This is a genomic window from Flavobacterium sp. (assembly GCF_044376915.1).
Lineage (GTDB): Bacteria > Bacteroidota > Bacteroidia > Flavobacteriales > Flavobacteriaceae > Flavobacterium.
This window is the reverse complement of sequence record NZ_JBILKB010000056.1, coordinates 1-13,790: the sequence shown is the minus strand read 5'-3', so window position 1 is coordinate 13,790 and position 13,790 is coordinate 1. Positions and strand designations below refer to the sequence as shown.

The following is a 13,790-nucleotide window of genomic DNA, read 5'->3' as shown; positions in this document are numbered from 1 at the left end:
CATTGGTACCCGGCGGAGCCTTTATTATGGGTAAATCAGATGATGATTTAGCTAACATTCAAGACGCGCCTACTAAAACTGTTACAGTTACCTCATTTTACATGGATGAGACGGAAATCACGAATAATGAATACCGTCAATTTGTGAATTGGGTAAAAGATTCAATCATCAAAACACGTTTAGCGATTACTGCAGATGAGCAGGAGAAAAAACCAGGTACCGGAGGTATTGGGGAGTTTGCTTTTGCAGATGCTGACACGACTAAAATGTCTGTTTATGACAAGTACATGTACAAAAATTACTACAGTGTAGGAACAGATGATGACATGTATTCTGGAAGAAAATTAAACCAAAAAGTAAAACTTATTAAAGATACCAAAAAGTATCCAGATGAGTTGTATGTTGAGGTAATAGATTCGATGTATTTGCCAGAGGCAGAATCATACAACGGATTAAAAACAATTGATGCTTCAAAATTGAAGTTTAAATACCGCCAAGTTGATTTGAATAAAGCAGTGAAAAAGAAAGGCAGAAAAGGTTTCTATGATGATACACTACCTATCGAGATTTATCCTGACACCACTACTTGGATTAAAGATTTTGCGTATTCCTACAATGAGCCAATGCACAACAATTATTTCTGGCACCAAGCCTATGGTGATTATCCAGTAGTTGGAGTTTCTTGGAACCAATCAAAAGCATTTTGTGCTTGGAGAACCATGTATAAAAATGGGTACATCAAAAAGAAAAAAGGAAGAGATCAAGTAAACGAATTCAGATTACCAACGGAAGCAGAATGGGAATATGCTGCTAGAGGAGGAATCGAAGGCGCAACATACCCTTGGGGTGGTCCTTATGCTAAAAACGACAGAGGTTGTTTCTTAGCAAATTTCAAACCGGTTCGTGGAGATTATGCAGCAGACGGTGCTCTATATACTGTAGAAGCAAAATCATACGAGCCAAATGACTTCAATTTGTACAACATGTCAGGAAATGTTGCTGAGTGGACGGAGTCTTCTTATTTTGCAGAATCGTATGAATTTATTTCAACAATGAATCCGAATGTTTCTGATCGTAAAAATCAACTTAAGGTAGTACGTGGTGGATCATGGAAAGATATAGGTTTCATGTTGCAGGTATCTACTCGTGATTATGAATTTGCAGATTCTGCAAGAAGTTACATCGGATTTAGAACCGTGCAGGATTACATGGGGACCGCACCTACCGGTAAGAAAACCAAACGCGGTAATAGTGTTTACCGATAATCAAATAAGTATTGAACCAACTTTATTATAATTAACTTAACTAACAAATTTTTTTATTATGGGAATTTTATCACCAAAAGTAATGAACTTCACCTATGGAATGGGTGCAGCAGTAGTAATCGTAGGAGCATTATTCAAATTGATGCATTGGCCTTTTGCAAGTGCTATGTTGATCATCGGATTAAGTACTGAGGCTTTAATTTTTGGACTTTCAGCATTTGACAAGCCAGAAAAAGAATTGGATTGGTCTTTAGTGTACCCAGAATTAGCAGGTGGAGACGCATCACCAAAGAAAGCTAAATCTGAAAATCCTACTGAAGCACAAGGATTATTATCTCAAAAATTAGATAATATGTTAAAAGAAGCTAAAGTAGACGCAGAATTAATGGCTAGCCTAGGAAATAGTATCAAGAACTTTGAAGGTGCTGCTAAATCAATTTCTCCAACAGTTGATGCTATGGCAGGACAAAAGAAATATGCTGAAGAAATGGCTGCAGCTGCTTCAAATATGGAAGCTTTAAACGGTTTATATAAAGTACAATTAGAAAGTGCAGATAAAAATGCACAAGCCAATCAGGAAATTGCAGAAAATGCTGCTAAATTAAAAGAGCAAATGCAATCAATGACGTCAAACATTGCATCTTTAAATGCGGTTTATGGAGGTATGCTTACTGCTATGAGTAACAGAGGATAATTAGTTTTATCAATATACAATTATTAATTAAAACTAATTTAAAGAAAAAATGGCAGGAGGAAAATTAACCCCTAGACAGAAGATGATTAACCTAATGTATCTGGTTTTCATCGCAATGTTGGCATTAAATATGTCAAAAGAAGTATTGACAGCTTTTGGAAATTTTAATGATAAATTTTCGGAATCAAATCGATTGACTGATGAAGCAAACGGTAATTTATTATCTGCTTTAAATACGAAAGCAGCTGACGAACCAGCCAAATATGCTGAGCCAGCAAGAAAAGCAAAAGATGTTGCTAAAATTTCTAAAGATTTCGTTGCGTTTTTAGAAACCGTAAAAGCGGAAGTTACTGAAGGAATAGAGCCTGATGAGAATGGTAAACTTCCATTTGAAGCTATGGACAAATCTACGATAGATGAAAAATGGTTTGAAGGCGATGGTTATAGTCCAAGAGGAAAAGAAATCGTTGCAGGAATTGATAAATATGTATCGGATATCAAAAAGGTATTAGGTAATGATGTAAAATACATACCTTTCATCAAAGAGATTGAAAAGAAATTTTCAACGGCAGATATTACAAACAGAGAAGGAATCAAAGTAAAATTCTTAGATTACAAAACGAAAGGGTTTCCAGCGGTTTCTACATTAACTTTTGTTACTGCAATGCAAAATGATGTTAAGAATACAGAAGCTGGTGCTTACAATTTATTCTTAGGAAATGCATTAAAATCTGCAGCTTCTATGAAAAACTTTCAAGCGATTGTAGTGTTAGAGAAAAATGCTTATTTTCAAGGAGAAGCAGTTAAAGGTAAAGTGGTTTTAGGTCGTTATGATGCTAATACAGTTCCTACTTCTTTTAACGGTCCTGGAAAAATTGAAAATGGACAAGCAGTTATTTCTACTACTGCTGGTTCTATTGGAGAGCAAAAAATATCAGGTAAGTTTGGTTTCTTAGAAGATGGTAAAGAAATTCCATTGTCTTTTGAAGGTACCTATGTGGTAGTTCCTAGACCTAATCAAGCTATTATTTCTGCGGATAAAATGAATGTGGTGTACCGTGGTGTACCAAATCCTATCTCTATTTCGGTTCCTGGTATTGCTTCTAACAAAGTAAATGCAAATGCTCCGGGTATGGCTAAAGTAGGAGATGGAAAGTTTATGTTAAAACCAGGATCTGGTAGTGAAGTAAAAATCAATGTTTCAGCTACAATGCCAGATGGGAAAACCATGTCTAGTGCACAAGTATTTAGAATTAAAGGGTTACCTGCTCCAACGGGTAAAGTGGGAGGTTCAGACAAAAACAAAGGGCCAAAATCCAACTTAGAAGTATGTACAGTTTCTGCGGCTATGGAAGATTTCGATTTTCCTGTAACAGTAAATGTAACACAATTTAACGTGAAAGTTCCAGGGCAACCTACTATTGTAGTTTCTGGAAATAAAATGGATGGAAGAGCAAGAGCTGCTATTGCGAAAGCAACTAGAGGAGATGTTGTTGTAATTTCTGAAATTAAAGCAAGTTTTGTGGGAATTGATCAAGTTGCGAAAAGAGTTTCGCCTTGTACTTACGAAATTCAATAATAAAACAATAATTTGAGTTTAGGAATAAACCAAATAAAAACGAATAGGATGAATTGGAGAAATAGTATTGCAATTTTAGTAGTAGGTTTAAGTACTACTTTTACCTTTGCTCAGTCGAATCTATTAAATGCGAAAACACCCGATCAAATCGGTAAAAAATCAGCTGCTGATATTAGTGCTGAAAACGACAAGCCTTTGCCTTATGGCTATGTTCATGATAGAGATATTCTAATGGGCAAACGCACATGGGAAATTATTGATTTGGACGAAAGAGTGAATTTCCCTTTGTATTTTCCTGTAGATGGTGATGTAATAACATCAGTAGATAGAAAGCCTTTATATACTGTTTTAGTTTCAGCGATCAAAGAAGGAAAAATTACAGAAGTATATGATTCTAGTTATTTTACTACTAAAAAAACGTTGAAAGATATTGAATCTTCATTATTCAAAATTGATACTTCCGATGTAGGTAGAGATCAAATGAATGAGGATATCGATGCGTATAGAAGAGGTACAAAACAAATCTCAGAAGAGTATATAAGAAAAACTGAAATCCAAGCCTATAATGTAGATTCTTATAAAGTAGCCGGATATTGGTATTTAGATAAAAGACAAGGCGAATTAAAATACAGATTATTAGGAATTTGTCCAATGGTACCAGATGTCTATGAAATGGATAATCCAAATCCTGAAATGATTGAATTATTTTGGGTGTATTTTCCAGCATCTAGAGACGTTTTACATGCGGCTAAAGCTTTTAATGATCGTAATACAGCCAAATCGTTTACTTTTGATCATTTGTTAAATGCTAGACGTTTTAATGGTGTTATCTATCAAGAAGAAAATGTTTATGGCGATCGTATGATTAAAGATTATATGAAAGAAAACGCACAAATGCAATTATTAGAATCGGAACGTGTTAAAGAAAAAATACGCGACTTCGAACAAGATATGTGGAATTATTAATAGTATTTTTTCATTTTCAACACTAAAAACTCTTGCCATTGGCAAGAGTTTTTTAATTTTACATCATGATAGATTATATAATCGTTGGAAATGGTTTAGCGGGAATCTCTTTTGCAGAAATTGCACTACATCACGGAAAGGCCATTTATGTATTTGATAACAATTCGCAACCTTCTTCTCGAGTGGCTGGTGGGTTATACAATCCTGTAGTTTTAAAACGATTTAGTGAAGTATGGAAGGCAAAGGAGCAAATTGATTTTGCCTTCCCTTTATACCATCGCATTCAATCCAAATTAAATGTGGTGTTTGATTTTGAAATTCCTATCCTTCGAAAATTATATTCCATTGAGGAACAAAACAATTGGTTCCAAGCCGCTGATAAACCGAATCTAGCTCCTTTTTTAGAAGGGCAATTGGTTACAAAAAAATATGAAAGTATAACTTCACCGTTTCATTATGGAAAAGTCAATCATACAGGCTATTTAAACATTTCAATATTAATTGAAGCGTATGCAAACTATTTAAAAGCATTGGATTGTTTTTGTTCCGACCAATTTGAATACGATAAAATTGAATTTTTTGATGAAGGAATCCGCTATAAAACCATAGAGGCGAAACATATCATCTTCGCAGAAGGTTTTGGGTTGCACGCTAATCCTTTTTTTAATGATTTACCGTTAGATGGAACCAAAGGAGAATTGTTAATTATTAAAGCACCAGATTTGCAATTAGACGTAGTTATAAAATCGAGTGTTTTTATTTTACCTATCGGAAAAGACTTATACAAAGTAGGGGCAACTTATGATTGGTCAGACAAAACAAATACTCCTACAGAAGCTGGCAAACAAGAATTGCTCGAAAAACTTTCAGAATTAATTTCGTGTAAATTTGAAATTGTAAATCATTTTGCAGGTGTTCGCCCCACCGTTAAAGACAGAAGACCACTAGTTGGAACACATCCTATTCATTCACAATTGCATGTTTTAAATGGTTTAGGAACTCGTGGAGTTATGCTCGGACCTTATTTAGCCAATCAATTATTTCAGCATATTGAAGAGAATAGTCCGTTAGAAAAAGAAATTGATATTGTTAGATGTTATAAAAAAAAGTAGCTGGCTAGATTTTCGGACAAAAGATTTTCAGATATTATTAAAGCACTCCAATATCAGAAAATCAATTATCAGAACAACGAAATGACTATCTCAACGTAGCTTTCTTTTCCCCTTTGTGTTGTTTCCAGTCTTTATCATAACCCATAAACATATTCACCCAGATGTTGCGTGACAGTCGCATGATAACAGGCATGAAAACGATTAATGTAGCAATGATGACGATAAAATTGTTGACCAAGCTCTTTTCTCCTACAAAGAAAAATGTAATGATGAAGGCAGCAACTCCAAAAGCAATTCCAAGGGCATAGCTTACATACATCGCTCCATAAAAAAAAGAAGGCTCAATTTTATATTTCGTTCCACAATGGCTGCAATTTTCGTGCATTTTATAAACATTGACCACATTATAGGGGTTTTGGTCTAAATACATGCTTTCTTCGTGGCATGTTGGACAACTTCCTGTTAAAATACTATTTAATTTGGATCCTTTTTTTAACATTTGCAAAATATTTTACACAAAGGTACAATAACAAACTTTTACATGTGTAACAATTATTACAAACATTAATTTGTTTATCTAGAATTTGATTGTTTCCTTTTCAAAAAATAAACAATTGGTCATGAAAACAATTCAACAAAAATAAATGCTAAACATACATAATTTATCGGTTTCCTTTGGTGGAACATATCTTTTTGAAGAAGTAACTTTTAGACTAGGATCGGGAGATAGGGTAGGACTAGTAGGAAAAAATGGCGCTGGAAAATCGACCATGCTTAAAATATTAGCCCGAGACTTTGCCCCGGATTCTGGACAAATTGCTACTGAAAAAGAGGTGAAAATGGGTTTTCTTAGACAAGACATTGATTTTGTAAAAGGAAGAACAGTATTAGAAGAAGCCTATCAGGCCTTTGAAGAAATAAAGCGCGCCGAATTTCGCATTGACGAAATCAATCACCAACTGGTTACACGCACCGATTATGAAAGCCAAGAATATTCAGATCTCATTGAAGAGCTAAGCGATGTAACCCATCACTATGAAATGTTGGGAGGTTACAACTATGTTGGGGATACCGAAAAAATTCTATTGGGTCTGGGTTTCAAAAGAGAAGACTTCGACAATCAAACCGATACCTTTTCGGGAGGATGGCGCATGCGTATTGAACTCGCAAAATTATTATTACAATCCAATGATATTTTGCTATTGGATGAGCCTACGAATCACTTGGATATTGAAAGTATCATTTGGTTAGAAGGTTTTTTGAGAAACTTCCCAGGAGTTGTCGTTATTGTTTCACACGATAAGATGTTTTTGGATAATGTGACCAATCGAACGATTGAAATTTCATTAGGAAAAGCCTATGATTTCAATAAGCCGTATTCTGAATATTTAGTATTGCGTCAGGAAATTCGTGAAAAACAATTGGCTACTCAAAAAAATCAAGCAAAGAAGATCGAAGAAACTGAAAAGCTGATTGAAAAATTTAGAGCCAAAGCTTCCAAAGCTTCTATGGCACAGTCCTTAATCAAAAAGCTTGATAAAGTTGAACGTATTGAAGTCGATGAAGACGACAATTCGGTGATGAATATTTCGTTTCCTGTTTCGCAAACACCCGGAAGAGTAGTTGTTGAAGCGGAGCATGTTACCAAAGCCTATGGCGACAAAACCATATTAAAAGAAATTTCACTTTTAGTGGAGCGTGGCAGTAAAGTTGCCTTCGTGGGTCAAAATGGCCAAGGGAAATCAACCTTTATGAAAGCCATTGTAAACGAATTTGAGTATGAAGGGACCATTAAATTAGGACACAATGTACAATTGGGTTATTTTGCTCAAAACCAGGCAGAGTATTTAGATGGTGAGATTACCTTATTGCAAACCATGGAAGATGCTGCAACCGACACCAACCGATCTAAAGTGCGCGATATGTTGGGATCGTTTTTATTTCGAGGCGATGATGTAGAGAAAAAAGTAAAAGTCCTTTCTGGAGGCGAACGAAATCGCTTGGCCCTTTGTAAATTGCTTTTGCAGCCTATAAATGTTTTGGTAATGGACGAACCCACCAATCACTTAGATATTAAGTCTAAAAACGTTTTAAAAGCTGCTTTAAAGCAGTTTGAAGGAACTTTGCTATTGGTGTCTCACGATCGTGATTTCTTGCAAGGGATGTCAAATATCGTGTACGAATTCAAAGATCAAAAAATTAGAGAATATTTGGGGGATATCAATTTCTTCTTGGAACAGAAAAACGCCATGAACATGCGCGAAATTGAAAAGAAAGATGTTGTGGTAAATGCAGCTGCAAAACCCGTAAAAAATATTTCTTACGAAGATCAAAAGAAAGCGAAGTCGTTGCAAAACCGATTGAGTAAAATTGAAAGCCAAATTCAACAGTTGGAAAAAGATATTCAGCACGACGACAAAGCATTTGCTTCAAATTATGACAAACATATCGAGGATGCTACTTTTTTTGCGGCCTATGAAAAAAAGAAAAAGGAGTTAGAAAAACTTCTTGTAGATTGGGAAAACGTACAATTAGAGATTGAAGAATTGAACAGTTAATTCCATCTCAATCAAAAGATATAAATGGCAACTTGTTTTGAACAGTTGTCATTTTTGTTTTTAAATCGATTAGGAATTGTTGATGTTGTGTCGTATCTGCATGAAACGGACGATGTTGCAACCCTTTTTGAATGGTACAAATTTCGTTCATCAATCCAAAAACGGATTCCGAAATATAATTTTCGAAGAATTGGATCCAAATGTAATCAATTGCGGTTTGATTGGGATGCAGCAGATCTTCCGCATAAAAGCGATAATCCCTCAATTCGTCCATCATGATTTCGTAAGAAGGGAAATAGTTTATGGGTGATGGGTTATTGGTGATGGTTTTGTGCAAAGCTGCAATCAAATGGGCTTTACTCAAAGTATTTTCAGTAAATCCATCTTTTAAGTGTCGCACAGGCGAAACGGTACAGATGCATTTACAATTTGGATTTAGTACTGAAATAGCAAATAGGATCGATTCAATACTTTGTGCTATGATTTCGGGTGACAACAGTTCTTTAACAAACTGCTTTTGCGGCACTTTATGGCAATTGGCAACTAATTCGTTGGTTTCAATGTTTCGGTATACCCAAGCCGTTCCAAATGTAATAATCAGGTGTGTCGATTTGGTTAATTGTTGATATGTTGTGTTGATCAAATCGTTTAACGAAGTCAGCAAGGTATTTTTATCCGGGTGCGATAGTTCTGAATGTACCTCAAAACAATGCCACAACTCATTATGGAAGAGAATATCGTTTTCAGTAAAATAGTTTTTTTGAACACACCGTTCCACAATTTTTGCCAATGATACCGGATTAAATAGGATACCAAAGGGATTCGTTGTCGCATGAAATTTGAAATACTCAAATTTCTTTCCCATACTTTCGGCAAAACAAGACCCTAATAACATGATTTTTGAATCATAGGTTATGGCATGTTCGTATTTTTGAATGGGTATTTTTGTGGTGAAGTTCATAAATTAATGAGTCAATTTGAAAATTTGAAAATTTGTCAATTTTATTCAAAAGTAGTGATAAAAAAGAAATCCTGAAATGTAATACAAATCAGGATTCGTGTTTTTCAATTTTCTATGTTACTTTATGAAATTTACTACATTTTCTAAAACCGCAGCAATTCCACTTACATTCTTTCCTTTTCCTGAAGCGAAAAACGGTTGGCCACCACCATTTCCGTCAATGTATTTTCCTAATTCTCTAATGACAGTTCCGGCATTTAGTCCTTTTTCAGTCACTAATTCTTTAGCAATATAGCAGTGGATATTTGGTGTGTTGTCTTCAATAGAAGCTAAGAAAACAAATGCATTTGGTTTGGCTGTCCCAATTGCTTGTGCTAAATCTTTAGTAGCACTCATGGATAAATCCACTTGTTTGGCTAAAAATTGAATGCCGTTTATATCTTTTAATTCAGTAACCAATGTGTTTTTTAATCCTTCGATTTTTTCTTTTACTAATTGCTCGAGTTGTTTTTTCAACTTCGCATTATCGTCTTGTAAAGTAGCGACCGATTTTAATACATCTTGTGGATTTTTCAATACTCCCTTAATTTCTGCTAAAGTGTTTTCTTGTGCGGTGTAATATTCTTTAACCGCATCACCCGTAATGGCTTCAATTCTTCGAATACCCGCTGCAACAGCACCCTCCGAGATAATTTTAAAATGCCATATTTCAGCACTATTTTTCACGTGAATTCCACCACATAATTCTTTGCTATCGCCAAATTCAATCATTCTTACGGAATCACCATATTTTTCACCAAATAACGCCATGGCACCTTTGTCTAATGCTTCTTTGATTGGAATGTTGCGGTGTTCAACTAATTGTAATTGGGCTTCAATTTGTGCATTGACACTATTTTCAACCTTACGTAATTCTTCATCAGAAACTTTTGAAAAATGCGAAAAATCAAAACGCAAATAATTTGGGTTTACTAACGAACCTTTTTGTTCTACATGCGTTCCTAAAATGTTTCTCAAAGCCAAATGCATCAAGTGGGTAGCTGAATGATTTTTAGAAGTGGAACTTCTTAAATCGGTATTGACTTGTGCTACAAAATTAGCAGTTACATTTTCAGGCAATTGTTTTGCAAAATGCAATATTAAGTTGTTTTCTTTTTTGGTATCGATAATTTCAATGGATTCGTTGGCAGAAACTAAGGTTCCTTTGTCGCCTACTTGACCACCACCTTCTGGATAAAACGGTGTGTTGTCTAAAACGATTTGGTATAAAACACCATCTTTTTTAGAAGCTACTTTACGGATGCGTGTGATTTTTACATCGTTTTCCGTTTGATCATATCCTACAAATGTTTCTACATTGCCCGGAATAATAACATTCCAATCTTCTGTTGAAACTTCTGAAGCAGCCCGTGAACGCGCTTTTTGTTTTTGTAATTCCAATTCGAATTCCGTTTCGTTAAAGGAATATCCTTTTTCGCGAAGAATTAGGGCTGTTAAGTCAATTGGGAAACCAAAAGTGTCATACAATTCAAACGCTTTGGCACCTGAAACTTCTTTCCCATTGGTTTCAGCTACTACTTTATCGAGCAATTGCAATCCTTGTTCTAAGGTTCGTAAGAAAGAAGCTTCTTCTTCACGAATTACGTTGGTAACCAATTGCTCTTGAGATTTGATTTCTGGGAAAAATTCACCCATTTGGTTGGCTAATACGGCAACCAATTTATTAATAAACGGTTCGTTTGTGTCTAAAAACGTAAAACCGTAACGAATTGCACGACGTAAAATTCTTCGAATAACATAACCTGCACCCGTGTTAGAAGGAAGTTGTCCGTCTGCAATAGCAAAGGCTACAGCACGCACGTGATCGACCACAACACGAATAGCTATGTTGGTTTTGTTTTGCTCTTCTGATATGTTTTTTACTTCGTTTGACGTATATTTTAATCCTGTAATTTCCTCAATTTTTGCGATAAGCGGCGTAAAAACATCCGTGTCATAATTTGAGGTTACGTTTTGCATGGCCATACACAAGCGCTCAAATCCCATTCCTGTATCCACGTGTTGTGCGGGTAATTTTTCTAATGAACCATCGGCTTTACGGTTAAATTCCATGAATACGTTGTTCCATATCTCAACCACTTGTGGATGATCGGCATTAACCAAATCACGACCCAACACTTTAGCTCTTTCTTCGTTTGAGCGCAAATCGATATGGATTTCTGAACACGGGCCACAAGGTCCTTGATCGCCCATTTCCCAAAAATTATCTTTTTTGTTGCCTAAGATGATGCGATCTTCAGAAACATATTGCTTCCAAATATCAAAAGCATCTTGATCAAAAGGTACATTTTCAGAAGGATTTCCTTCGAAAACAGATACATACAAGCGGTCTTTGTCTAATTTTAAAACTTCTGTAAGAAATTCCCAAGCCCAATCTAATGCTTCTTTTTTGAAATAATCACCAAACGACCAGTTGCCTAACATTTCAAACATGGTATGATGGTAGGTATCAAAACCTACATCTTCCAAGTCATTGTGTTTTCCTGAAACACGTAAGCATTTTTGCGTATCGGCAATTCGAGGATTTTTGGGTGTTCCGTTTCCTAAGAAAAATTCTTTAAATTGTGCCATCCCAGAGTTGTTAAACATTAGGGTAGGATCGTCTTTTAGAACAATAGGAGCAGAAGGAACGATTAGGTGCCCTTTGCTTTCAAAGAATTGTAAATAGGCTTTTCGAATATCTTGTGATTTCATGATCAATACGTTTATTCAGATTTTTTGCAACAGTTACTGGGTCAATACAAAATAAGGAGATGTTAATGGCTTCTCTAAAAAATAAAAATAGCATTAGAATGAAACATTTCTTAAATTTGTTCGTATAACCTATTGTAACCAATAAATTTGGCACAAAAATAGTATATTTTCATTTATGTCGAAGGTAAAATATTATTACGATTCAGAAAATTTAGCGTATAAGCGAATTCAAACCCGAAAAAGAAAGAAATTTGCCTATATCATGTTGTTTTTACTGTCTTCGGCTTTGTTTGGTTTTTTAATTTTTTTACTGTTGATCAATACGAGTTATTTTGAAACGCCAAAAGATAAAATTTTGGCGCGTGAAATCGAAGTAATGACAATGAATTATAAAGTATTGGACAAAAAAATCGATTTAATGAACGAAGTGTTAACAGCTATAGAGAATAGGGATAATAACATTTATCGAATTTATTTTAATACCTCGCCCATTTCTGAAGAAGAACGAAAATCTGGTTTTGGCGGTGTTAATCGGTATAAAGACCTGCAAGGGTATACCAATTCTGATTTAATTGAAAAGACAACCAAGCGGGTCGATATATTGACAAAAGAATTGGTGATTCAGTCAAAATCATTGGATGAAATTGTCGCCTTGGCCAAGCAAAAAGAAAAATTATTGGCAGCGATTCCAGCGATTCAGCCGGTAAAAAATGAAGATTTAAAACAAATGGCTTCTGGATTTGGATACCGAAGTGATCCTTTTACGAAAATTAGAAAGTTTCATTACGGCATGGATTTCACAGCTCGAACAGGGACGCCCATTTATGCTACGGGAGACGGAGTCGTCGTAAAAGCAGACAATTCTTTATCGGGATATGGCAACCATATTGAAATCAATCACGGCTATGGTTATGTTACTTTGTATGCGCATTTGAGTAAGTACAAGTGTCGATCGGGCCAACGGGTTAAACGGGGCGATATTATTGGTTATGTGGGAAGTACTGGGAGAAGCGAAGCACCACACTTGCATTATGAAGTAATGAAAAACAAACAAAAAATCAATCCGATGAATTTCTACTATGGAAGTATTTCGGCAAAAGAATATATAGAAATTGCTAAATTAGCCAATCAAGAAAACCAATCGTTGGATTAACGATTTTGAATTTTTAACTTGTAATTGAATGTAATATATGCATATAGAATTAGCACCAAATAAAAGATATTATAGCATTGGTGAAATTGCCAAAGCTTTTGATGTAAACGCCTCCTTGATTCGATTTTGGGATAAAGAATTTGATATTCTAAAACCGAAAAAAAATGCAAAAGGAAACCGCATGTTTACTCCCGAAGATGTGAAAAATTTACAATTGATATATCATTTGGTAAAGGAGCGTGGGTTTACGTTAGAAGGTGCCAAAACGCATTTGAAAGAAAACCAAAAGAAAACTTTAGATAAATTTGATATCATTTCGAAATTGGAAACGATAAAAGCCCAATTGAATACCCTTAAAAATCAATTATAATTAACTTTAAAATAAAAAAAAATGAGAAAATTTTTGCCTTGGATTGTAGTAGGAGGAATACTATTACTTGCAGTAGTATGGTTCGTAAGTGTTAAAAATGGTGCAATTTCAGTCGATCAAGCTGTTAAAAAAGAATGGGGAAATGTTGAAACCTCTTACCAAAGAAGAAATGATTTAATTGGCAACCTAGTAAATACCGTTAAAGGAGCTGCCGATTTTGAAAAATCTACCTTAGAATCTGTGATTTCAGCTAGAGCTAAAGCAACTTCGATAACGGTTGATCCAACCAACATTACTCCGGAGCAATTTGAGCAATTTAGTAAAGCTCAAAGTGGTGTTTCATCAGCTTTGTCAAGATTGTTAGTGTCGGTAGAAAAA

Annotated in this window: 12 protein-coding genes; 9 read left to right on the top strand and 3 right to left on the bottom strand. The window is 35.1% G+C overall.

Going from position 1 to position 13,790, the window contains the following annotated elements:
- The 5 genes from gldK to ACIQ6Z_RS06955 form a co-directional block, all read left to right on the top strand.
- Window positions 1-1,265: gliding motility lipoprotein GldK (gene gldK, locus ACIQ6Z_RS06975; RefSeq protein WP_396210199.1), on the top strand; the 1,265-nt coding region annotated here is incomplete at its 5' end.
- Between the two features lie 58 nt (window positions 1,266-1,323).
- Window positions 1,324-1,959 (top strand): gliding motility protein GldL, encoded by a 636-nt coding sequence (gldL, locus tag ACIQ6Z_RS06970; protein WP_396210198.1) that lies wholly within the window; start codon window positions 1,324-1,326, stop codon window positions 1,957-1,959.
- Between the two features lie 49 nt (window positions 1,960-2,008).
- A complete protein-coding gene (gene gldM, locus ACIQ6Z_RS06965; RefSeq protein WP_396210197.1) occupies window positions 2,009-3,538 on the top strand; it encodes a gliding motility protein GldM in 1,530 nt (509 codons plus the stop codon).
- A 48-nt stretch (window positions 3,539-3,586) separates the two neighbouring features.
- Complete coding sequence (gldN, locus tag ACIQ6Z_RS06960) at window positions 3,587-4,504, top strand: gliding motility protein GldN (RefSeq protein WP_396210196.1); 918 nt, start codon at window positions 3,587-3,589, stop codon at window positions 4,502-4,504.
- Between the two features lie 65 nt (window positions 4,505-4,569).
- Window positions 4,570-5,616: an NAD(P)/FAD-dependent oxidoreductase gene (locus tag ACIQ6Z_RS06955; protein ID WP_396210195.1), complete on the top strand. Its 1,047-nt coding sequence runs from the start codon at window positions 4,570-4,572 to the stop codon at window positions 5,614-5,616.
- Between the two features lie 85 nt (window positions 5,617-5,701).
- On the opposite strand, the gene ACIQ6Z_RS06950 is transcribed toward ACIQ6Z_RS06955, so the two are convergent.
- Window positions 5,702-6,115 (bottom strand): DUF983 domain-containing protein, encoded by a 414-nt coding sequence (locus tag ACIQ6Z_RS06950; protein ID WP_396210194.1) that lies wholly within the window; start codon window positions 6,113-6,115, stop codon window positions 5,702-5,704.
- 145 nt (window positions 6,116-6,260) lie between these two features.
- Here ACIQ6Z_RS06950 and ACIQ6Z_RS06945 point away from each other — a divergent pair, with 145 nt between their 5' ends.
- Window positions 6,261-8,174 carry an ABC-F family ATP-binding cassette domain-containing protein gene (locus ACIQ6Z_RS06945; RefSeq protein ID WP_396210193.1) on the top strand — a complete coding sequence of 638 codons (1,914 nt, stop codon included), beginning with the start codon at window positions 6,261-6,263 and terminating at the stop codon, window positions 8,172-8,174.
- 7 nt (window positions 8,175-8,181) lie between these two features.
- Here ACIQ6Z_RS06945 and ACIQ6Z_RS06940 read toward each other — a convergent pair whose 3' ends face one another.
- Both ACIQ6Z_RS06940 and alaS read right to left on the bottom strand, forming a co-directional pair.
- Window positions 8,182-9,135, bottom strand: coding sequence for a GSCFA domain-containing protein (locus ACIQ6Z_RS06940; RefSeq protein WP_396210192.1), 954 nt, complete (start codon window positions 9,133-9,135; stop codon window positions 8,182-8,184).
- A gap of 117 nt (window positions 9,136-9,252) precedes the next feature.
- Complete coding sequence (gene alaS / locus ACIQ6Z_RS06935; protein ID WP_396210191.1) at window positions 9,253-11,889, bottom strand: alanine--tRNA ligase; 2,637 nt, start codon at window positions 11,887-11,889, stop codon at window positions 9,253-9,255.
- Window positions 11,890-12,064: 175 nt separating this feature from the next.
- On the opposite strand from alaS, the gene ACIQ6Z_RS06930 reads away from it, so the two are divergent.
- The 3 genes from ACIQ6Z_RS06930 to ACIQ6Z_RS06920 all read left to right on the top strand — a co-directional run.
- Window positions 12,065-13,042, top strand: a complete 978-nt coding sequence (locus ACIQ6Z_RS06930; protein WP_396210190.1) for a M23 family metallopeptidase — start codon at window positions 12,065-12,067, stop codon at window positions 13,040-13,042.
- A 37-nt stretch (window positions 13,043-13,079) separates the two neighbouring features.
- Window positions 13,080-13,412: a MerR family transcriptional regulator gene (locus tag ACIQ6Z_RS06925; protein WP_396210189.1), complete on the top strand. Its 333-nt coding sequence runs from the start codon at window positions 13,080-13,082 to the stop codon at window positions 13,410-13,412.
- A 21-nt stretch (window positions 13,413-13,433) separates the two neighbouring features.
- Window positions 13,434-13,790, top strand: a 357-nt coding sequence (locus ACIQ6Z_RS06920; RefSeq protein WP_396210188.1) for a LemA family protein, incomplete at its 3' end; no start/stop codon positions are given.